Origin of the sequence: Citrobacter sp. Cf132 (assembly GCF_030333885.1) — a bacterium.
GTDB lineage: Bacteria > Pseudomonadota > Gammaproteobacteria > Enterobacterales > Enterobacteriaceae > Citrobacter > Citrobacter freundii.
In genome coordinates this window covers 19,241-39,254 of sequence record NZ_JAOWFA010000068.1, presented here as the reverse complement: position 1 = coordinate 39,254, position 20,014 = coordinate 19,241, and the positions used below count along the sequence as shown (strand labels likewise).

At 55.6% G+C, this 20,014-nt stretch carries 24 protein-coding genes; all 24 read left to right on the top strand.

Annotated elements, in window-relative coordinates:
* Positions 1-146 precede the first annotated feature (146 nt).
* Positions 147-452 carry a type IV conjugative transfer system protein TraL gene (traL, locus tag OGV85_RS19100; RefSeq protein WP_008324160.1) on the top strand — a complete coding sequence of 102 codons (306 nt, stop codon included), beginning with the start codon at positions 147-149 and terminating at the stop codon, positions 450-452.
* Positions 453-466: 14 nt separating this feature from the next.
* On the top strand, positions 467-1,033 hold the full coding sequence (gene traE / locus OGV85_RS19095) for a type IV conjugative transfer system protein TraE (protein WP_008324158.1): 567 nt from the start codon (positions 467-469) through the stop codon (positions 1,031-1,033).
* Positions 1,020-1,763 carry a type-F conjugative transfer system secretin TraK gene (traK, locus tag OGV85_RS19090; RefSeq protein ID WP_008324157.1) on the top strand — a complete coding sequence of 248 codons (744 nt, stop codon included), beginning with the start codon at positions 1,020-1,022 and terminating at the stop codon, positions 1,761-1,763. Before traE ends, traK begins: the two co-directional genes overlap by 14 nt.
* Positions 1,750-3,144, top strand: coding sequence for an F-type conjugal transfer pilus assembly protein TraB (traB, locus tag OGV85_RS19085; protein ID WP_008324156.1), 1,395 nt, complete (start codon positions 1,750-1,752; stop codon positions 3,142-3,144). The genes traK and traB overlap by 14 nt, the downstream gene beginning before the upstream one ends.
* Before the next feature lie 21 nt (positions 3,145-3,165).
* Complete coding sequence (traV, locus tag OGV85_RS19080) at positions 3,166-3,705, top strand: type IV conjugative transfer system lipoprotein TraV (protein ID WP_008324154.1); 540 nt, start codon at positions 3,166-3,168, stop codon at positions 3,703-3,705.
* Positions 3,706-3,824: 119 nt separating this feature from the next.
* Complete coding sequence (locus OGV85_RS19075; protein WP_008324141.1) at positions 3,825-4,049, top strand: TraR/DksA C4-type zinc finger protein; 225 nt, start codon at positions 3,825-3,827, stop codon at positions 4,047-4,049.
* Between the two features lie 3 nt (positions 4,050-4,052).
* Positions 4,053-4,238: a hypothetical protein gene (locus OGV85_RS19070; RefSeq protein ID WP_008324139.1), complete on the top strand. Its 186-nt coding sequence runs from the start codon at positions 4,053-4,055 to the stop codon at positions 4,236-4,238.
* Positions 4,222-4,623, top strand: coding sequence for a hypothetical protein (locus tag OGV85_RS19065; protein WP_008324137.1), 402 nt, complete (start codon positions 4,222-4,224; stop codon positions 4,621-4,623). Before OGV85_RS19070 ends, OGV85_RS19065 begins: the two co-directional genes overlap by 17 nt.
* Entirely contained in the window at positions 4,613-5,179 is a 567-nt protein-coding gene (traP, locus tag OGV85_RS19060) for a conjugal transfer pilus-stabilizing protein TraP (protein ID WP_008324135.1), read from the top strand. The genes OGV85_RS19065 and traP overlap by 11 nt, the downstream gene beginning before the upstream one ends.
* Positions 5,172-7,802: a type IV secretion system protein TraC gene (traC, locus tag OGV85_RS19055; protein WP_008324134.1), complete on the top strand. Its 2,631-nt coding sequence runs from the start codon at positions 5,172-5,174 to the stop codon at positions 7,800-7,802. Before traP ends, traC begins: the two co-directional genes overlap by 8 nt.
* A complete protein-coding gene (gene trbI, locus OGV85_RS19050) occupies positions 7,799-8,146 on the top strand; it encodes a type-F conjugative transfer system protein TrbI (RefSeq protein WP_008324133.1) in 348 nt (115 codons plus the stop codon). The genes traC and trbI overlap by 4 nt, the downstream gene beginning before the upstream one ends.
* The gene (traW, locus tag OGV85_RS19045) at positions 8,146-8,793 is read left to right on the top strand and encodes a type-F conjugative transfer system protein TraW (RefSeq protein WP_008324132.1); all 648 of its coding nucleotides are present in this window, start codon (positions 8,146-8,148) and stop codon (positions 8,791-8,793) included. The genes trbI and traW overlap by 1 nt, the downstream gene beginning before the upstream one ends.
* A 2-nt stretch (positions 8,794-8,795) precedes the next feature.
* Complete coding sequence (gene traU, locus OGV85_RS19040; protein ID WP_032160671.1) at positions 8,796-9,782, top strand: conjugal transfer pilus assembly protein TraU; 987 nt, start codon at positions 8,796-8,798, stop codon at positions 9,780-9,782.
* A 16-nt stretch (positions 9,783-9,798) separates the two neighbouring features.
* Complete coding sequence (trbC, locus tag OGV85_RS19035; protein WP_008324130.1) at positions 9,799-10,428, top strand: type-F conjugative transfer system pilin assembly protein TrbC; 630 nt, start codon at positions 9,799-9,801, stop codon at positions 10,426-10,428.
* Complete coding sequence (traN, locus tag OGV85_RS19030) at positions 10,425-12,278, top strand: type-F conjugative transfer system mating-pair stabilization protein TraN (protein WP_022652255.1); 1,854 nt, start codon at positions 10,425-10,427, stop codon at positions 12,276-12,278. Before trbC ends, traN begins: the two co-directional genes overlap by 4 nt.
* Positions 12,279-12,309: 31 nt before the next feature.
* The gene (gene trbE, locus OGV85_RS19025; RefSeq protein WP_008324128.1) at positions 12,310-12,498 is read left to right on the top strand and encodes a conjugal transfer protein TrbE; all 189 of its coding nucleotides are present in this window, start codon (positions 12,310-12,312) and stop codon (positions 12,496-12,498) included.
* 30 nt (positions 12,499-12,528) lie between these two features.
* Entirely contained in the window at positions 12,529-13,278 is a 750-nt protein-coding gene (gene traF, locus OGV85_RS19020; RefSeq protein WP_008324127.1) for a type-F conjugative transfer system pilin assembly protein TraF, read from the top strand.
* A 16-nt stretch (positions 13,279-13,294) separates the two neighbouring features.
* On the top strand, positions 13,295-13,543 hold the full coding sequence (gene traQ / locus OGV85_RS19015) for a type-F conjugative transfer system pilin chaperone TraQ (RefSeq protein WP_008324126.1): 249 nt from the start codon (positions 13,295-13,297) through the stop codon (positions 13,541-13,543).
* Positions 13,533-14,087 carry a type-F conjugative transfer system pilin assembly thiol-disulfide isomerase TrbB gene (gene trbB / locus OGV85_RS19010; protein ID WP_008324125.1) on the top strand — a complete coding sequence of 185 codons (555 nt, stop codon included), beginning with the start codon at positions 13,533-13,535 and terminating at the stop codon, positions 14,085-14,087. The genes traQ and trbB overlap by 11 nt, the downstream gene beginning before the upstream one ends.
* Complete coding sequence (locus OGV85_RS19005) at positions 14,080-14,508, top strand: hypothetical protein (protein ID WP_008324122.1); 429 nt, start codon at positions 14,080-14,082, stop codon at positions 14,506-14,508. Before trbB ends, OGV85_RS19005 begins: the two co-directional genes overlap by 8 nt.
* Positions 14,495-15,865 carry a conjugal transfer pilus assembly protein TraH gene (gene traH, locus OGV85_RS19000; RefSeq protein ID WP_008324121.1) on the top strand — a complete coding sequence of 457 codons (1,371 nt, stop codon included), beginning with the start codon at positions 14,495-14,497 and terminating at the stop codon, positions 15,863-15,865. The genes OGV85_RS19005 and traH overlap by 14 nt, the downstream gene beginning before the upstream one ends.
* Positions 15,865-18,687, top strand: coding sequence for a conjugal transfer mating-pair stabilization protein TraG (gene traG, locus OGV85_RS18995; RefSeq protein ID WP_008324119.1), 2,823 nt, complete (start codon positions 15,865-15,867; stop codon positions 18,685-18,687). Before traH ends, traG begins: the two co-directional genes overlap by 1 nt.
* A 21-nt stretch (positions 18,688-18,708) precedes the next feature.
* Entirely contained in the window at positions 18,709-19,140 is a 432-nt protein-coding gene (traS, locus tag OGV85_RS18990) for a conjugative transfer entry exclusion protein TraS (protein ID WP_008324118.1), read from the top strand.
* Positions 19,141-19,214: 74 nt separating this feature from the next.
* Complete coding sequence (locus tag OGV85_RS18985; protein WP_008324909.1) at positions 19,215-19,889, top strand: tetratricopeptide repeat protein; 675 nt, start codon at positions 19,215-19,217, stop codon at positions 19,887-19,889.
* Positions 19,890-20,014 lie beyond the last annotated feature (125 nt).

Genomic DNA, 20,014 nt, shown 5'->3' with positions numbered 1-20,014 from the left:
ACAGCTGATAGAAACAGAAGCCACTGGAGCACCTCAAAAACACCATCATACACTAAATCAGTAAGTTGGCAGCATCACCGGGCTTTGCCTGTAATCCGGCTGGCAGGTATTTCCATACTGCCAGCTGTACCGGAGACGGAACATATATGGCAGATGAATCTCTCAAAAAATATCGCTTTCCCGAAACCCTGACGAATCAGAGCCGCTGGTTTGGCCTTCCTGTGGATGAGCTTATTCCGGCGATTGTCTGCCTGGGGTGGGGATTCTGGACCCAGCATTATATCCCCGGAATTATCGCTGCCGTACTGGCCTATCTCGGAATTAAAAAGCTCAAAAAAGGGCGGGGCAGTTCATGGCTACGGGACCTGGTCTACTGGTATATGCCGACCTCACTGCTGAGGGGGATTTTTCATGATGTACCCGACTCATGCTACCGCCAGTGGATTAAATAGACAGGAATAATCAGATGGAACACGGAGCACGATTAAGTACACAGCGGGTTATTGCCATCGGCTTTATTGCCATGGGGGTGGTTATTCTGGGAAGCATCACCACCAATGTTATTCAGGCCGTCAACAACTACCGCCTTCAGAATGAGCAGAAGTCTATCGTCACGCCAATGCTTTTCAACGCGCCGTTTGCCGTGTCGCAGAACCAGGCAGATGCCTCCTACCTGCAACAGATGGCCCTGTCGCTTATCGCCCTTCGCCTCAATGTTACCCCGGAAACCGTTGATGCCTCTCATGAGCAGCTGCTGTCCTATGTCAAACCCGCAGCGCAGAACGAGCTGAAAATCCGGCTTGCTGAGGATGCGAAGCGCATTAAGGACAACAACGTTAACTCGTCTTTCTATATGACCAGCGTGAAGGTTTACCCGGCAAGCAGCCGCGTGGACGTACGCGGCCAGTTGAAGACCTGGATAGGCGACTCGAAACCGTATCCCGAGCTGAAACAGTACGTTCTCAAGTTCGAGCGCGAGGACGGCATCAGCTGGCTCAGTCACTTCGGAGAAATCATCGATGAACAAAAATAGTCGCCGTGCGCTGCTGGCGTTGCTGATGCTCGCTTCCGGTCAGACGGTCGCCGCACCCGCTGCGCTTTCTGCCACGATTGTCCCGTTGACGAACGGCGGACAGGCCAGCATCGCGGTCAGCAATACCGACCCGAACCTTTTTACAGTCGCAGGTGACCGCGTGACGGCCCTGACCAGCCTCGACGGTGAGCTGACGCGTCAGGAACAGACGGCAAGCGGTGGTGTGATTGTCAGCACCCTCAACAAAAAGCCTTTCACGTTCATTCTGGAAACCGAACGCGGCCTCAACTTCTCGGTACAGGCCGTGCCACGTGCGGGCGCGGGGCGAACCATCCGGCTGGTCAGCGAGCTGTCCGGTACGGGTGAAGCGGCGCGCACCTGGGAAGAGTCTTCCCCCTACGAGGCCACGCTGGTTTCCCTGAGCCAGCATCTGCTGGGCGGGCAGCTTCCGTCCGGCTGGCAGGCTATCCCCGTTACGCATGAAGCCCTCAACGCTCCCGCCGGACTTTCTGCAGTCCCCGAGCGCGTCTGGGTGGGTAATCACCTTAAGGTGGTGCGCTATCGCGTCACCAACAATACCGGGATGGCCCGCAACATCGCGGAAAGCGACTTCTGGCAGAGCGGCATTCGCGGCGTGCTGTTTGGTGAAGCCTCGCGTCAGCTGATGGCGGGCGGCGCCCTGCAGGTCTTCATTATCAGCAGCGGAGGTGCGGCTGATGGCCAGCATTAATTCAGTGGTGAAGCGCAAGCAGTTTATCTGGCTGGGTATCGTGCTGGCGACCGTGGGCGTGGTGGGCGGCGGCGGCTGGTATCTGGCGGATGCACGCTACGAGGGCAGCAGCGATGCGGCAGCCGCCGGCGAGCCTGCGCCCGATATGACCGGCGTGGTGGACAGCACCTTTGACCAGAAGGTGCAGCAGCATGCCACGACCGAGATGCAGGCTACGGCCTCCGAGATGCAGAAGCAGTATGCCGAAATGCGCCGCGAGCTTGAGCTGCTCAGCAAGGGGCAGGCAGGCTATCAGCACCAGATTGACAAACTCAGTCAGGATAATGCGGCGCTTTCCGCTCAGGTCAGCGCGCTGGGGGCGAAACCCGTCACCGCATCGGGTGAGCCGGCCCCGCAGCCGCCAGTGCCTGCGCCGGGGCCTGAAGGTGAGCCGCAGCCGACCGGTTTCCCGCCGCAGACGGGGGCCGTCCCGCCGCCGACCGCGTTCTATCCTGGTAACGGCGTCACGCCGCCGGCGCAGGTGCAGTACCAGCCCATCCCCGTACCCAACCAGCTGCGCCGGCAGTCTTTTGCCCACAGCGACGAGAGTAAAGGTCCGTCCCTGCCGTACATCCCGTCGGGCAGCTTCGCCAAATCGATGCTGATTGAGGGGGCTGACGCCAACGCCTCCGTAACCGGTAACGAGTCCACGGTGCCGATGCAGCTGCGCATTACGGGCAGGGTGGAAATGCCCAACAGCAAAAGCTACGACCTGACCGGCTGCTTCATCGGGCTTGAAGCCTGGGGCGACGTGTCCAGCGAACGCGCCATCGTACGCACCCGCAACATCAGCTGCCTGAAGCACGGCGTCACCATCGACCAGCCCATTGCCGGGCACGTGAGCTTCCGGGGAAAAAACGGCATCAAGGGCGAGGTGGTGATGCGAAACGGCAAAATCCTCGGCTGGGCATGGGGCGCGGGATTTGTTGACGGCATCGGTCAGGGCGTGCAGACCGCGTCCCAGCCTTCGGTCGGCCTCGGCGCCACGGCATCACTCGGCGCGGGTGACGTGATGAAGATGGGGATTGGCGGAGGCGCCTCCAAAGCCGCCCAGACCCTCAGCGACTACTACATCAAACGCGCAGAGCAGTACCACCCCGTCATTCCTATTGGGGCGGGTAACGAAGTGACCGTTGTCTTTCAGGACGGTTTTCAGCTGAAAACCATTGAAGAGCTGGCGCACGAGAATGACAGAAGCAAAGCGGAGGGCGACGACCGCAGCCCGGTTCCGCCGCCGTCAGTCCCGCAGGGCGGCATGAACGGGTTCAGTACCGACCAGATGCTCAACCAGCTGGGCAGGCTTAACCAGAGCCAGTTTATGCCGAAGGCCGACTCACAATAACCCCACGTAAAGGAACCGCAAATGAACAAGACAGTGCCTGTTGCGCTCACACTGGCCAGTCTCCTGACGCTGTCGGGATGTGCCGGTACAACGAGCGATTTTGAGTGTAACGCGACGACATCCGATACCTGCATGACCATCGAGCAGGCCAATGAGAAAGCCAAACGACTGGAGGAGGCCAGCGCGGTAAAGCCGGGTGCGACATCGCTGCCGCGCCTGGCTGAGGGTAATTTCCGGACCCGGTCCGTGCAGCCCCTGACGCTGCCGGCTGAACCGGTGCATGCCATCGCATCCAGGAATGCACCTCTGACGGGTATACCGACTCTCCCCCGCCCGCAGCCGCACTCAGCCTCACGGGCGCCGCTCTCCACGGTCACGCCGGTTACTGTGTCGCCGCCAGGGCGCGAGTCCATCGTGGACCCGAGGCCGCTTCGCGTCGGTGAAAAGGCGGCCGGGCTGTGGATCGCGCCCTATATCGATACGCAGGACGTTTATCACCAGCCGACGCGGGTGTTTTTTGTTGTGAAACCCTCAGCGTGGGGAACCCCACGCGTTAACTGAAACCTGAACCGCCACCGCGTGTGGCACCCATTTTAACAATCTGTCGTTATCACGCGTGCCCTGAAACGTAAAAAGGGATGGGCGGTAGCGTGTCCGGACAGTGTGAGCAGGGAGCGTTGATGGCAGACGAACTCGATCTCCTGCAGGAGCAGGACGAATTGCTGAACCAGCTTCATATACAGGCCGCGAGGCAGCGATCCTGCCTGCAGGGCAAAAGCCGCAACCGGTGCGAATGCTGTGGCAATCGCATCCCCCTCAGGCGGCAGCAGGCCATCCCGGGCGTACGTACCTGTACGGAATGCCAGCGGGTTCTGGAAATACGAGAAAAACAGTATCTGAGGTGACCGATGGGAAGAAGAAAAACCAATGTGATGGTCGTGGGGAAAACCGGTAGCGGTAAGACAGCCATCAGCGTTGAGGTTATGCGGACCTTTTTATCAGAACGACAACTCCGCGACTGGCGTGAATTGCGCAAAGACATTCAGAACGATGGCAAAAAACCAGGAGACGAACATCATGACAACCAACAGTAACAGCGGTCCGGGTAAGACCCGCCACCTTAACGATATAGCGGCCTGCTGCGAGGCGATGGGGATGCGTGTCATCTGTGTTAATGCCGCAGAGCGCGACTTCTGGCTTTCAGCGTCTCAGCAGAGCGCTCCCGCCCTTGACGGGAAGGCTGGGATTTCTCAACACATAATGCAACGGCAGCGTGGGCACTGTCTGTTCCTGGGTAAAGCAGGCTCAGGTATGAGCGTAACAAAACAGCAGATGAGGGTTTTCCTGGCGAAGTCTGACGTCAGCCGGATTAAAGCGCTGTACAGCGGAGAGGACGGGGAGAGGCTGGCGGAGGCTATCAGACACAACTGCAGCGTCTGGTTTCCGCTGAATCCCGGAGGTAAAGGGAATGATGCTTAAGCTTCTGTCCGTCCTGCTGTATTGCCTTAGATGGCTTGCCTGGGCTTTTCACTATCTGATTATCTGGCCTGCCGCCACGCTGATGCTGCTGGTTGCCATGCTTTTGTGGATGGATAACACCACGCCCGGAGAGGCGATGGCGCAGGAAATTATGGCCGTCACGCATAACGTCAGCAGTGGCGAGTTTCGTATTGCGGTCTGCCGTGATGAACCTTTACAACCCTTTATACCGCCTGCTCCGCAGAACAAGTCCTCCGGCCTCACGCTGCATGACGCTCCCTCTGCCGTCTGCCATGACCGGGGCAGCGTCGTCACCGATGCTAAAGGATATGCCGGTCATGTTGACGGGGCGCTGAGTGCGTTTAAGTTGCTGTGGATTGTGATGGCCATTGTGTTTTCAGGGGCGGCGCTGCTTATGGGATGCCGTCCGTATTTCTGCCTGTACGGTCAGATGCGCTCAGTGCGTTTTCGCTACGGTATCCCCGCCAGCCGCCCGGCCCCTGCGACGGAAGCGGTCAAAACGGCCGACAATAAAAAGGAGGGGGATCATGAGTAATCCGCTGGACTCCGTCACCCGCACGGTCAACTCGCTGCTGACGGCCCTGAAGATGCCCGATGCGTCCTCTGAGGCGAACGATGTCCTCGGGCAGATGCGCTTCCCGCAGTTTAGCCGCGTGCTGCCGTACCGCGACTACGATGCGGAAACCGGCCTCTTCATGAACGAAAAGACGATGGGCTTTATGCTCGAGGCGCAGCCCATCAACGGCGCCAACGAAACTATCGTTTCGTCGCTGGAAAACCTGATGCGCACCAAGCTGCCCCGCGAGGTGCCGGTGGCCGTTCACCTGGTGTCCAGCCATCTGGTGGGTCAGGATATCGAGTATGGCCTGCGCGAGCTCTCATGGACGGGGGAAAAGGCTGATACGTTCAACGCCATCACCCGCGCCTACTATCTCAGGGCCGCAGAAGAAGGGTTCCCGCTGCCCGATCACCTCAACCTGCCGCTGACCCTGCGTAACTACCGGGTGTACATCTCCTGCTGCGTCCCCCGTAAGCGCGGAAGTAAGGCCAGCGTGATGGAGATGGAAAACCAGGTCAAAATCATCCGCGCCTCGCTGCAGGGGGCGCAGATAGCCACCCGCAGCGTGGATGCGGATGCCTTTATCCGCATTGCGGGCGAAATGATTAACCACAACCCGGATGCGCTGTATCCCACCGAACGGGAACTGGACCCGCTCAAGGATCTGAACTACCAGTGCGTGGACGATACCTTTGACCTGAAGGTGAAGGCCGACTACATGACGCTGGGGCTGCGCGGTAACGGTCGCAACAGCACCGCGCGCATCATGAACTTCCAGCTGACCAAAAATCCGGAGCTGGCCTTCCTCTGGAATATGGCCGACAACTACAGCAACCTTCTCAACCCGGAACTGTCCGTTTCGTGCCCGTTTATCCTGACGCTGGTCCTTAGCGTGGAAGACCAGGTAAAGGCGCAGAACGAGGCCAACCTGAAGTTCATGGATCTTGAGAAGAAGTCCAAGACCAGCTACGCCAAGTTCTTCCCGGGCGTGGCGCAGGAGGCAAAAGAGTGGGGCGATCTGCGCCAGCGCCTGTCGTCCGGGCAGTCCTCGCTGGTGAGCTATTTTCTGAACGTGACCCTCTTCTGCCGCGATGACCAGGAAACTGCGCTGAAGGTCGAGCAGGACGTACTGAACAGCTTCCGTAAAAATGGCTTCGAGCTGATTTCCCCGCGCTTTAACCATATGCGCAATTTTCTCGTGAATCTGCCGTTTATGGCGGGCGGCGGCCTCTTTAAGCAGCTGCGTGAGTCCGGCGTGCTGCAGCGCGCCGAAAGCTTTAATGTCGCCAATCTGATGCCGGTGGTGGCGGACAGCCCGCTGGCCACTTCCGGCCTGCTGGCACCGACCTACCGCAACCAGCTGGCGTTTATCGACCTGTTCAGCCGCGGCATGGGTAACACCAACTTCAATATGGCGGTGTGTGGCACCTCCGGCGCGGGGAAAACCGGGCTTATCCAGCCCCTGATACGCAGCGTTATCGACTCCGGCGGCTTCGCCGTGGTGTTCGACATGGGCGACGGCTACAAGTCCCTGTGCGAGAACATGGGCGGGGTCTACCTCGACGGCGAGACGCTGAAGTTTAATCCGTTCGCTAACGTCACCGACGATACCATCGATGAGATGGCCGAACGCCTGCGGGACCAGCTGTCCGTGATGGCCAGCCCCAACGGCAACCTGGACGAGGTGCACGAAGGTCTGCTGCTCAAGGCGGTGAAGGCCACCTGGCTTACGAAGAAAAACCAGGCGCGCATTGACGACGTGGTGGACTACCTGATGATGGCCCGCGACAGCGAGGAGTACAGCGGATCGCCAACCATCCGCAGCCGCCTCGATGAGATGGTGGTACTGCTGACCCAGTACACCCGCGACGGGGTGTACGGCAGCTACTTCAACTCCGACGAACCGTCCCTGAAGGACGAAGCCCGGATGGTGGTGCTTGAGCTCGGCGGACTGGAGGACAGGCCGTCCCTCCTGGTGGCGGTGATGTTCTCGCTCATTCTCTACATTGAGAACCGCATGTACCGCACGCCGCGCAGCCTGAAGAAGCTCAACGTGATAGACGAAGGCTGGCGCCTGCTGGACTTCAAGAACAACAAGGTCGGGGCGTTTATCGAGAAGGGCTACCGTACCGCCCGCCGCCATACAGGTTCGTACATCACCATTACGCAGAACATCGTCGATTTTGACTCGGAAACGGCCTCCAGCGCCGCCCGCGCGGCATGGGGTAACTCGTCCTACAAAATTATCCTCAAGCAGTCCGCCAAAGAGTTCGCCAAGTACAACCAGCTGTACCCGGACCAGTATTCGCAGCTGCAGCGCGACATGATTAAAGGTTTTGGCAGCGCGAAGGACAACTGGTTCAGCAGCTTTATGCTGTCGGTTGAGCACCTGACGTCCTGGCACCGCCTGTTCGTCGATCCGCTCAGCCGGGCAATGTACTCCTCGGACGGTCCGGACTTTGAGTTTCTGCAGCAGCGACGCCGGGAAGGGCTGAGTATTCACGAAGCCGTCTGGGAGCTGGCGTGGAAAAAATCCGGGCCGGAAATGGCCGCGCTGGAGCGCTGGCTTCACGAGCATGAAGGGAAGACCATCTCATGAAAAAACACGTACTCATTAACGCCGCGCTGATTGCCGGCACGCTGGCTGCGGGCGCAGGCATCAGCTGGCTGGTCTGCCAGCTTAACCGTCCTGTGGTTGTGGCCTTCAACATGAAATCCACGGTGGATGCCTTCTTTGACAGCGCCGGTCGCCGTTCACTGGACGAGGCGCAGACAAAAGCACTTTCAGACCGCTTTAACGCGTCACTGGAGGCCAGCCTCAGGGACTGGCAGGTCCGCCATCGTGCCCTCATCCTTGTCGCACCTGCCGTGGTGCAGGGGGCGCCGGATATCACGCGTGAAATCCAGACTGACGTGGCCCGCCGGATGAAGGAGGGGGGGTGATGCGCGCCCTTGCCCTGGGCCTGACGCTGCTGACCGGCAGCGTGACGGCCGCTGACCTCGGGACGTGGGGCGATCTCTGGCCGGTGGCGGAGCCGGATATGCTGACCGTTATCGAAAGCCGGCTGCAGACGCTGGCGCAGTCCGGCGAGATGGACAAAAAGATGGCGGAGTTTAAGGCGCGCGTGGTGCGCAACAGCCAGCGCCCGCCTGCCGTTGAGGGAATAACCCGCGCGGTGCGCTACGAGCGGCGCTGGTTTGACCCGAGCGTGCGGGTGGACAAGGCGCTTGCCGACGACAGGGGCAACGTGTTTGCTCAGGCGGGGCAGGTCTTTAATCCGCTTGATGTGGTGCCGTTTAACGAAACCCTGCTGTTTATCAACGGCGACGATGCGGAGCAGCTCGCGTGGGTACAGCGACAGAAGCCTGACACCCTGATCACCCGCATCATTCTGGTTCAGGGCAACATTCCGCAGACGTCGGAGAAGCTCGACAGCCGCATTTTCTTCGACCAGAACGGGGTGCTGACCGCCCGGTTCGGCATAAGCCAGGTGCCGGCGCGGGTAACGGCGGCACCCAGCGGAAAGCGCCTGCAGGTGGAAATCATTCCGCCCGATATGGCGCAGCATGATGCAGGAGGTGTCCGGTGAAAATGCTGACCGTCTCTCTGTTCGGGCTGCTTCTGTGGGGTAACAGCCACATGGCAGCGGCGGACGCCGCCTGCGAAGGGCGCTTCGTCAATCCGATCACTGATATCTGCTGGCGCTGCATGTTCCCCCTGTCGCTCGGCAGCACAAAAGTCACGGGCGGGGATTTACCGGACACGTCCAATCCCGGTAGCCCGATACAGTTTTGTCCCATGCCACCGCCGGTATTTCAGCGCGTTGGCCTGGCAATAGGGTACTGGGAGCCGATGGCCATGACCGATGTGGCACGTTCTCCGGGCTGCATGGTGAACCTCGGCGGATTCACCGTTAATCTCGGGAAAATGGGGATGGGCGCCGCCAAAAAAGATGACAAACAGGTCAATGGCGCGTTCTACCACGTGCACTGGTACAAATATCCGCTGACGTACTGGCTCAATATCATCACCTCCCTCGGGTGTCTGCAGGGCGGCGATCTGGATATCGGATACCTGTCTGAAATCGACCCGACATGGGGGGACAGCGCCCTGACCTCCATTCTGAATCCGGAGGCGGTCATTTTTGCCAACCCCATCGCGCAGGGCGCATGTGCGGCCGACGCGGTGGCCAGTGCAGCAAAAACGTCGGTTGACGCGCTGTTCTGGTGTGCCGGATCGCAGGGGTCAATGTATCCCTTTAACGGCTGGGTGAGCAATGAGTCCAGCCCCCTGCAGTCTTCCGTTCTGGTCAGCGAGCGCATGGCGTTCAAGCTGCACCGTCAGGGTCAGATAATGGAGAGCGTCGGGGAGGATAAAAAGGTCTGCTTCGAGTATCCGTCACCCATTATTCCCAAAACGCGCTGGCGCTATCAGATGGTGAATATGTATCCGGACGTGGCGCAGTGCCATCCCTTCGGCCGAACGGTCATGCGCTGGGAAACGGGGCGTAACCCGCCGAACACGAAGAAAAACTACGGCTATCTTCTCTGGCGCAAGCGCAACTGCGTCTTCCTCTGAGAAAAAGGAAACTTCCATGAAAACTCTGTCCGGTCTGACGGCGGCGCTGCTGCTGTCAGCATACTGTTGCACTGCGCTGGCGTCAGGGGCTGATGAGGCGAACCGCGAGTTTATTCGTCAGCAGGAGTCTTTCAGCCAGCAGCTGAGGGGGCAGGACAACGCGCCGCTGCGCCAGATGCTGGAGCAGCAGGTGCGCCAGAACCCTCTTTCAGCAGACGACGCCCGCTTTATCGGGGAGCTGAAACAGCGCCAGCGCGAGGACCAGCAGGATAAACCCACGCACGGTGCCCTGTATTTCGTCTCCTTTGCCATCCCGCAGGCGGGGCTTAAGCGCATGCTGACCGAGGCCCGCCGCTACGATATTCCCGCCACCCTGCGGGGTATGGTCAACAACGACATGAAAACGACGGCAACCGCCGTGATGGCGCTTGTTCAGGACGGCTCAGCCAGCGGCGTCGCCATCGACCCGACCCGCTTTCGTGAGTACGGGATCACCAGCGTGCCGTCCCTGGTGGTGTACTGCGAGGCGGGCCACGACGTGATTCGCGGCAATCTTCATCTGAAGCAGGCGCTGGAAAAGGTGGTGGGGAAGGGCGAGTGCAGGGATGAGGCGCAACAGCTGCTTAATAAAGGAGATGCCCGATGAAAAGAGCAATACTGATGTCGGTGCTGGCCATTGCCACCACGATGGCAAGCGTGAATGCATTTGCCGATGCTGACGCGCAGTACAGGGCGGGGGCTGATTTTGCCCGTCAGGTACAGGGGCAGGGTGAGAGCAGCCTGAAAAACTTTAACCCCTCAGCGTCTATCCCCAACTATACCGCCTCACCCGGTGAGAAAAAGTACTATGGCGGTGTGACGGCGACCGGTGATGGTGCGCTGAAAGCGGACGGTACCACGGGCTGGACTACTAATGAGGCTACAAAAGCCGTCACCGACTCGTTTGTTAACAACCCGAAGGAGCCCATTTCGCCCGACGCGCCGTTTATTAAGGCCAGCCAGGATGTCCAGTCCCGCGCTGATACCATCATCGGCAAAACGGGGCAGACGCAGTGCGAAGCGCAGAATATCAGCCGCAGTGAGTTCACCAACTATACCTGTGAGCGCGACCTGCTGGTTGAGCAGGCCTGTACGCGCACGGCCAGCATTACCGGCCACTATGAAGATACATCTGAAACAAAACAGATTGTTATCCAGTCTCAGAATATTTCGTTTGCTTCCTCCGAAGCGGGATACACAGGAACATGGACTGCGCCGGTGACAGGGAAGGTTGTTGCTGCAACAGCCACCTATTCCTGGAATAAACGTCTGGCGTTCAGTAATCCTAACTGGTTTATGCGAGTAACCACGCCTTTCGGGTTGATTTCCATGGATAACGATACCGGTAGCCTGGCGCTGAGTAGCGGCATGCAGCTGAAGAAAGGCGCAGGGATGGTGTTTTCCATTCGTACCAGGAGAAACAATCCCACTACAGATTCAATCTGGAAGCACAGCAATATGCGCTACAGCTTCACCGTTACGCTCCAGATTGAAATTCCCGCCAAAAAATGGGTACCAGACGTGGTCTGGAACGAATCCTGCCCGTTCAGCAAGAGCGAAGGTACGCTCAAAAAGACGGAATGTATTGAGCCGGGGAGCACAAAAACGGTGGTGGTTGACGGCGTGTCATACCCGGTCACGCAGGCTTGCTGGAAGTACAAAGACACGTATATGACCCAGGCTGCTGACAATGGCACCTGCAAAACCTACATGAACAATCCGGCCTGTACGCTTGCCTCACGCACCTGCGCCTTCACGGCAGAAGACGGCAGCGGCTGCCTGCATGAATACGCGACGTACTCCTGTGAAACACGTACTTCCGGCCAGGTGATGATATGTGGCGGCGACACCTTCTGTCTCGATGGTGACTGTGAGCGGGCGCAGAACGGTAAAAACAACGATTTTGCACCTGTCGTTTCGGCACTCGCCGCGCTGGCCGCTGCGGGCAAGGACGTGGCAGCCATTAACAGCGTTAACGTACGCGCCTTTACCGGCAGCGCGAAGTTCTGCAAGAAGTTTGCGGCAGGCTTCAGCAGCTGCTGTAAGGACGGCGGCTGGGGCCAGGACGTCGGGCTTGCCAGGTGCAGCAGCGAGGAGAAAGCGCTGGGCAAGGCCAAAGAGAATAAGCTCACGGTCAGTATCGGTGAGTTCTGTTCAAAAAAAGTGCTCGGCGTCTGTCTCGAGAAGAAGCGCAGCTACTGTCAGTTTGACTCAAAGCTTGCCCAGATTGTGCAGCAGCAGGGACGTAACGGTCAGCTTCACATCGGCTTTGGCAAGGCCAGCAGCCCGGACTGTCGCGGCATCACCCAGACTGAGTTGCAACAAATCAAGTTCGACAAACTCGACTTCTCAAACTTTTTCGACGATCTGCAAAAGAACAAGAAAATCCCGGATAACGACACCCTGACGAAGCGCGTCCGCGAGGAAATCGCCGCGCAACTGAAGAACAAACAGTAAGCCACTCATCACTCACTCAGGACTCTCCATCATGAAAATTAAAGGATTTACTGGACGCCTTATCATCAGCCTGATTGTCGCCTCACCGGTGCTTTACTGGCGCGGGAATATCGTTGATGAAACAACCCGCATCGATGTGTTTTTTATGGCGCTGATGGTTGTGCTTTTCGTGGCGGGAGTTCTGCTGGCGTGGCTGTTAAACCCGCTTTTCAAACGATAACCGACCTGCTTCGGGATAAGGAAGGTTCCAGTGAAAAAGAGAAAGACAGCGTTAGCGCTGCTGCTTCTTGGCAGCGTTTTTACCGCCACAGGAAAAGATGCCGGCTGGCAGTGGTACAACGAAACGCGCAGAACGCCGGAGGACGACAAATCCTCTTCAACACAGCCTCAGCAGGCCTCGCCGGACATCATGGAGAAGCTTGCCACGCTTCAGCAGGCCACGAAGCGCGCCATGTACGAGGCCATTCTGTATCCGGGCGTGGAGAACTTTACCCGCTACTTCCGCCTGCAGAACTACTGGACGCAGCAGGCCGGGCTGTTCTCGATGAGCGCCAAAAAAGCCATGCTCGAGCACCCCGAACTGGACTACAACCTGCAGCACAGCCACTACAACGGTACCGTGCGCAACCAGCTGGCGGCGGACTTTGCCGACCAGCGCCGCGCCATTGAAACGCTGGCTCAGCACTATGGCGTGATGTTCTTCTACCGCGGACAGGACCCGATCGACGGCCAGCTGGTTCAGGTCATTAAAAACTTCCGCGAAACGTATCACCTCAGCGTCATTCCGGTTTCCGTGGACGGTATCGTGAATCCACTCCTGCCGGATACCCGAATGGACGGTGGACAGGCCAGCCGGCTGGGTATTCGTTACTTCCCGGCGCTGATGCTGGCCGACCCTAAAAGCGGGGCGGTCAAACCCGTCTCGTATGGCTTTATCAGCCAGGATGACCTGGCGAAGCAGTTCCTCAACGTTTCCACAGATTTTGCCCCCAACTTTTAATACAGGAAGAGTTCGCATGCGCAAATTCCGTTTTCGCCTGCCTGAGTTCGACGTGCCCGGATTATGGGTGCTGAGCCTCGGGATATGGTTTCACATTGTTTCCCGCCTGGTCCGGCGCGAGCCGGAGATGGCCATTCTTCTGGCGCAGATAATCGGCGTATCGATGGCGCTCTGGGGGGGCTACCGCATCATCAACCGCTGGATTGATGCCGCCCGTGAGGCCGAAAAGGCCCGTGATGCCGGAGGATGCCGACATGAACCTTAGACATACCGTGTTTACCGTGGCGCTCATGTCCCTCTGCCTGGCCACACAGGCTTCCACAATGGACGAGATCAAATCGTTATGGCATCCACAGGGGGCGCGAACGTCGGGATCTCTGCCAACATCCCCGGAAGACCCTGAAGTTAAGCCACTTCCGGCGAAGCCGCCGGTCTGGTACCGCCTCAGCAACGGCCGCCAGATCAATCTGGCCGACTGGAAGGTCGTGCTGTTTATGCAGGGACACTGCCCGTACTGCCACCAGTTTGATCCGGTCCTGAAGTCGCTGTCGGCACGGGTGGGGTTTGGGGTGATGGCCTACACCATCGACGGTCAGGGGGATGCGTCCTTTCCCGATGCGTTGCCCGCGCCGCCGGAGGTGATGAAAACCTTTTTCCCTAACCTGCCCGTGGCCACGCCAACCACCTTTCTCGTCAACGTAAACACCCTTGAAGCCCTGCCCCTGCTGCAGGGCGCGACCGACGAACAGGGCTTTATGGCCCGCATGGATACGGTCCTTCAGATGCGTGGAGTGGGTAACAATGGCTGATCAGAACAATGCAGAGGAACACGACATGATGACCTCCGGAATGCTTCAGAGAGCTACGACGCCAGAGTTAATCGCGCTCAGGGCACGGAAAGAGGACGCACGGTTCGGCGTTTATGCTGAGTGGGCGGGCATTTTGCTCATTGCCGGCGTGCTGTCGCGCGTCTTTATGACATACGTTTTCAATGCCTGCGTCGGCGACTGGCTCAGGGACGGTCACCTGCAGCTGAAAGATTTGTGGAACGTGTTGATGTACGCCATTCCACTGATATTTATCGCGCTGAGCGGCGGGCTTGCCGTTGCAGGTGGCGTTTATGCAATCCTGAACTCGCTTTATACGAAAGGGCAAATGTTCATACTAAAACGAAAAATGGGAAAACTCGCCCTGCAGGCGAGTCGGGAGGGTGCCGATGTTCGTCCGTAAACCTCTCTCCATACTGTGTGGCCTCCTTCTTGCGTGTTCAGCGAGCGTGAGTGCCGACGTGAACAGTGACATGAACACCTTCTTTAATAAGCTGGGCTTTGCGTCCAACACCAGCCAGCCACAGGTCTGGCAGGGCCAGGCCGCGGGCTACGCCACGGGCGGCTCACTCTACGCGCGCACGCAGGTGAAAACCGTCCAGCTTATCTCCATGACGCTGCCCGACATCAACGCCGGCTGCGGCGGCATCGATGCCTATCTGGGCTCCTTCAGCTTTATTAACAGCGATCAGTTGCAGCGTTTCGCCAAGCAGATTATGTCCAATGCGGCCGGATACTTCTTCGATCTGGCGCTGCAGACCACGGTACCGGAAATCAAGACCGCTAAAGACTTCCTGCAGAAGATGGCCAGCGACATTAACAGCATGAACCTCAGCTCCTGCCAGGCGGCGCAGGGGATTGTCGGCGGTCTGTTTCCGCGCACTCAGGTCTCCCAGCAGAAGGTCTGCCAGGACATTGCCGGTGAGAGCAACATGTTTGCCGACTGGGCGGCATCCCGCCAGGGCTGCACGGTGGGGGGAAGCATGGATAAGGTCCGTGATAAGGCCAGTGATAAGGATAAAGAGCGCATAACGAAGAATATCAATGTCATCTGGAATGCGCTCGGAAAGAACCGCATGTTTGACGGGAATAAAGAGCTTAAGGAGTTCATCATGACCCTGACCGGAACAATGGTCTTTGATGAGAAGGGTAATATAACCCCGCTTCCGGCAAGAACGACCGATCGCGACCTTATTCGGGCCATGATGGAGGGGGGGACTGCACGGGTGTATCACTGTAATGACAGCGATAAATGTCTGAAGGTGGTTGCCGATGCTAATGTCACGATCAGCCAGAAAAATGCACTGAAAAATCAGATAAAAGACATCCTTTACAGCATTCAGAATAAAGCCGTTGCCGATCTAAAGTTAACCGAGAAAGAGAAGGGATTTATCACAAGTACTACCATCCCGGTCTTCAAGTACCTGGTTGATCCACAGATGCTGGGGGTTTCTAACAGCCTCGTTTATCAGCTAACCGATTACATCGGCTACGACATTCTTCTCCAGTACATCCAGGAGCTGGTCCAGCAGGCCCGTGCAATGGTGGCAACGGGAAACTATGACCAGGCGGTTATCGACAGCATCAATAATAACCTCAACGAAGCCACGCGGCAGATAGCCTCCTTCCAGGCACAGGTGCAGGTACAGCAGGATGCGCTTTTGGTTGTTGACCGCCAGATGAGCTACATGCGCCAGCAGGTCTCGGCACGCATGCTGCAGCGCTACCAGAACAACTATCACTTCGGGGGGGCGCGCTGATGCAGGAAATCTATGTCATCGCGGGCGGCGACTGGCTGACGCAGACGCTGAATGCCATCGTCACGTTCATGTCGACGGAGAACTGGGTTGTTATTCGGCGTATTGCGACGGCTTTCTCTGTGCTGGTTGTAGCCATTTCGTGGATACGACGGCACAACATCATGGATATGCTGGGCTGGGCAGGCGTCATTGTGCTGATGTCGCTGCTGGTCAGTGTTCGCACCTCCGTACAAATAATCGATATCAGTAATCAGACAAAGGTCTATAAAGTCGATAACGTGCCCGTCGGGCTGGCACTGCCTGCATCGCTGACCACCAAAATCGGATATGCCCTTGTTCAGGGGTATGAAATGGTCTTTTCACAGCCCGACAGCATCACCTACAGCAAAACCGGCATGATATTTGGGGCGAATCTGGTTTCACGCAGTACGGACTTTTTATCACAGAACCCAGAGATAACTACGATATTCACGGACTATGTGCAGAACTGCGTGATGGGCGATATTTTCCTGAACGGAAAATATACCATGGAAGATCTAATGAACAGTGCAGACCCGTATACGCTGATTTTCTCAAAGCCGAGTCCGCTGAGGGGGGTATTCAACAACAATAATCAGTTTTTAACCTGTGAAGAAGCCGCTGCGGTAATTAAGCCAAAGCTTGCCCTGGATACTCAGACCGGAGGAAAAACATGGAGTTACTACGTGCGTCAGCTTTTTGGCGGACGTCCGAATCCTGACATTTTGTTCAGCCAGATGATCGGGGACAGCTATAACTATTTCTATGGTGCTGGTCAGAGCGCCGCGTCGATTGTCCGTCAGAATGTGACGATGAACGCTTTGCGAAATGGCATCATGAGCTATGCAGCCCGCAACGGTGACACCTCAAGCCTGCTGAATATCGCCACTACGTCATCGATGGAGAAGCAGCGGCTGGCGCATGCGACGGTCGGTCAGGTGGCATTACGCTCACTACCTATGTCTCAGACGTTGATTGTCGGTCTGACCATCGGAATATTCCCCCTGATGGTGCTGGGCGGGATGTTTAACGCCGTCACCCTTAATGTGCTGAAGGGGTACGTGCTGGCTATCATGTGGGTGCAGAGCTGGCCACTGCTTTACGCCATCCTCAACAGCTGCATGACCTTCTATGCGAAGGCCAACGGTTCACCAGTGGTTCTCTCGGAGTTGTCACAGGTGCAGATAAAATACTCAGACCTCGCTACCACGGCAGGCTATCTGTCGATGCTTATCCCGCCACTGGCATGGGGAATGCTGAAGGGACTGGGGGCGGGGTTCTCAAATCTCTACAGCCATCTGGCCTCTTCCGCTATCAGCCCTGCAGCCACTGCTGCCTCTGGTGCTGTTGATGGTAACTACTCTTACGCTAACATGCAGACAGAAAATGTGAGTGGTTTTAACTGGAATACCAATAGCTCAACAGTATTTGGACAAATGAGCCAACAGTTGGCTAACGGAGCCAGTTCGACGCAAATGCGTGATGGTAGTGTAGTGACAGATTCCAGTGGTGCTACGTCACGTATTCCTATGAGTATCAACATGACTCGTCAGATTGCAACCGCACAGCAGGCAATGGCCCGCGAGGCACAAACCCAGTCAGAGAGTGCATTGCATGGATATAACAGTAGTTTGAGTAGCGCATGGAATACGCTTAGTCAGTTTGGCTCAAACCGTGGTAGCAGTAATTCAATGACCAGTGGCGCAGACAGCACTATGAGTGCTCAGGATTCTATGATGGCCAGCAGGATGCGCAGCGCAGTAGAAAGCTATGCGAAAGGGCATAATATTAGTAATGAACAGGCCACTCAAGAGTTAGCGTCAAGGAGCACCAGAGCGTCACTCGGATTGTATGGTGATGCACATGCTAAAGGAAGTATGGGGCTGAATGTGCTGGGTACCGGAGGAGGGGTAGGGTTTCAGGCAGGAGTTAAGGCGGGAGTTGATTTTTCCGATGACGATATGCACCAAGCAACAAATAGCTCTCGAGCTAGCCATGATGCTCGACATGATATGGATGCTAAAGCAACCCAGGACTTTAAGGAGGCGAGTGATTACTTTACTAGCCGTAAAGTCAGTGAATCTGGGAGCCATACGGACAATAATGCGGCTTCCCGAGCAGATCAACTTTCGGCATCGTTGAACTCAGCAAAACAGAGCTATGATCAGTACACCACAAGTCAGGCTCGTAGCCATGAATATGCTGAAATGGCGTCTCGTACAGAAAGTATGAGTGGTCAAATGAGCGAGGATCTAAATCAGCAGTTTGCCCAGTATGTCCGTAAACATGCACCTCAAGATGCAGATACATTGCTTACTAATACCAGCTCAGCAGAAATCGCAGGAAAACGTCGGGAACTGGCTTGGGGATTTGTTCAGGAGCAGGTACAACCGAGCGTTGATGCATCATATTCAGCAGCTAAAGGAAATGTTGGCCATGGTATGGGGGCCATTTCTGGTGGCGGTGGAAATAGCGATGTTAGTGCCGATCACCAGTCTCATCAGGCTACTATCGAACAACGTACACAGGACAGCGGAATTCAGAATAATGTAAAAGACCAAGTTGATAATATGCTCACAACATCGAGAGAGAATATAGCCGATACTAAAGGAGGAATACGCGATGAAGAAGGCAGCATAAATAAACAGTATTCTGATCTGCAAAAACATCATAATTCAGAGCAATCTTCGCAAATGAATACGTATAATAAGGAAAAGGAGTCTCAAGAACGAGTGCCGGGGGCTGACAGTCCTGAAGAACTGATGAAGAAGGCAAAAAAATATCAAGATAAACATAAGCAGTAACAGGATGCCAGAGAGGGTGCGATGAGAAATCTGCTTCAGATATTCATGGTAGTGTTGTTTCAGTCTATTGCTTGTTATCTGGCTGGATGGTTAGTTACGGAGGTGGTATTCATTGGTGCAACTGTGCTCTTATGGCAAGGATTGTTCATCTATTTGTTTTATAAAATATCTAAGAATAAAGGCAGTGTTGAACCCTACACATACAACAGGGTAGTTTGGTATGTGATAATGCCTATATGTTCACTGGCTCCTCCTCTTGTTACTTTTTTTGTATTCATTGTGGGTACATTGATGGATTTATATAAGGTTAGCGGGTGTATAAGCATCAAAGAGTGGCTTGAAAAAAACAAGGTAGATGGCGCCCACTCTATAAATAATGACTTTGAATCCGTGGACTTTGATAATGTTAATTATAATCCGGAAAGTAATTATCCAATGGGTTGGAAGCGTTAGATTGAGTTGTAGGATTTCATAGTCAGTTTCATGGTTGTGTATGGATATAATATTTAGTTTTATGGAGGTAAACAATGCGAGTGTTCTATGGGATGTTGGGAGTTTTTGTTTTCCTGTCGTGTACCTTGAGTGTAAGGGCTAGCGACGACTACTACACTAACTTAAAAAAAGATGCGAATTCTGGAAACGCATTAGCTCAATATAAGCTAGGTGCAATGTATTTGGTCGTATCTGGTGATTATAAAAAAGCTTTTTATTGGACTAATAAGTCGGCGATTCAGGGTAATTCAGATGCCCAAAATAACCTAGGTCTGCTCTATTATTATGGGCAAGGTGTTGATAAAAATATAAAAAAAGCAGGCTATTGGTGGGGGAAGGCAGCAGATGCAGGGAATGCATCTGCTCAGAATGACTTGGCAATGCTTTATAAAAATGGATTATTGAAAGATGCCCGTTGTGATAAAATAATGGATTTGCTTAACTCCTCAGCTCAAAAAGATTTTGAGTTGGCATATTTGAATATTGGAAACCTGTATTCTACAGGTGAGTGTGTTAATAGGGATATGCACGAGGCGGTGATCTGGTGGGAGAAAGCATCCATTAAAAATAACGGACAGGCTGAGTTTAATTTGGCAGGGGCTTATATGAGAGGTGATGGTGTATTTCCAGGTTCTGGAATGGCAGATATCTATTTGAAAAAATCATGCTCACATGGATATGCAGGAGCGTGTGATTTACTTAAAAAATAACATTCATTATTAATAATCTCCCCGCCTTTAGTTAAATGATGTCATCCTAGTGTTTTGTAACGGATGACATTAAATCAATTGCTTTCTGAAATCATGGTCGCTATACATATAGACCAACCTCTATG

Bases quoted from the DNA above. Each gene is read 5' to 3' on its own strand.
- traE (WP_008324158.1), top strand. From the start codon at position 467: ATGGAACACGGAGCACGATTAAGTACACAGCGGGTTATTGCCATCGGC.
- traC (WP_008324134.1), top strand. From the start codon at position 5,172: ATGAGTAATCCGCTGGACTCCGTCACCCGCACGGTCAACTCGCTGCTG.
- OGV85_RS19065 (WP_008324137.1), top strand. From the start codon at position 4,222: ATGACAACCAACAGTAACAGCGGTCCGGGTAAGACCCGCCACCTTAAC.
- traG (WP_008324119.1), top strand. From the start codon at position 15,865: ATGCAGGAAATCTATGTCATCGCGGGCGGCGACTGGCTGACGCAGACG.
- traW (WP_008324132.1), top strand. From the start codon at position 8,146: ATGCGCGCCCTTGCCCTGGGCCTGACGCTGCTGACCGGCAGCGTGACG.
- OGV85_RS18985 (WP_008324909.1), top strand. From the start codon at position 19,215: ATGCGAGTGTTCTATGGGATGTTGGGAGTTTTTGTTTTCCTGTCGTGT.
- trbE (WP_008324128.1), top strand. From the start codon at position 12,310: ATGAAAATTAAAGGATTTACTGGACGCCTTATCATCAGCCTGATTGTC.
- traU (WP_032160671.1), top strand. From the start codon at position 8,796: ATGCTGACCGTCTCTCTGTTCGGGCTGCTTCTGTGGGGTAACAGCCAC.
- OGV85_RS19075 (WP_008324141.1), top strand. From the start codon at position 3,825: ATGGCAGACGAACTCGATCTCCTGCAGGAGCAGGACGAATTGCTGAAC.
- traV (WP_008324154.1), top strand. From the start codon at position 3,166: ATGAACAAGACAGTGCCTGTTGCGCTCACACTGGCCAGTCTCCTGACG.
- traS (WP_008324118.1), top strand. From the start codon at position 18,709: ATGAGAAATCTGCTTCAGATATTCATGGTAGTGTTGTTTCAGTCTATT.
- trbC (WP_008324130.1), top strand. From the start codon at position 9,799: ATGAAAACTCTGTCCGGTCTGACGGCGGCGCTGCTGCTGTCAGCATAC.
- OGV85_RS19005 (WP_008324122.1), top strand. From the start codon at position 14,080: ATGGCTGATCAGAACAATGCAGAGGAACACGACATGATGACCTCCGGA.
- traH (WP_008324121.1), top strand. From the start codon at position 14,495: ATGTTCGTCCGTAAACCTCTCTCCATACTGTGTGGCCTCCTTCTTGCG.
- trbB (WP_008324125.1), top strand. From the start codon at position 13,533: ATGAACCTTAGACATACCGTGTTTACCGTGGCGCTCATGTCCCTCTGC.
- trbI (WP_008324133.1), top strand. From the start codon at position 7,799: ATGAAAAAACACGTACTCATTAACGCCGCGCTGATTGCCGGCACGCTG.
- OGV85_RS19070 (WP_008324139.1), top strand. From the start codon at position 4,053: ATGGGAAGAAGAAAAACCAATGTGATGGTCGTGGGGAAAACCGGTAGC.
- traN (WP_022652255.1), top strand. From the start codon at position 10,425: ATGAAAAGAGCAATACTGATGTCGGTGCTGGCCATTGCCACCACGATG.
- traK (WP_008324157.1), top strand. From the start codon at position 1,020: ATGAACAAAAATAGTCGCCGTGCGCTGCTGGCGTTGCTGATGCTCGCT.
- traB (WP_008324156.1), top strand. From the start codon at position 1,750: ATGGCCAGCATTAATTCAGTGGTGAAGCGCAAGCAGTTTATCTGGCTG.
- traP (WP_008324135.1), top strand. From the start codon at position 4,613: ATGATGCTTAAGCTTCTGTCCGTCCTGCTGTATTGCCTTAGATGGCTT.
- traQ (WP_008324126.1), top strand. From the start codon at position 13,295: ATGCGCAAATTCCGTTTTCGCCTGCCTGAGTTCGACGTGCCCGGATTA.
- traL (WP_008324160.1), top strand. From the start codon at position 147: ATGGCAGATGAATCTCTCAAAAAATATCGCTTTCCCGAAACCCTGACG.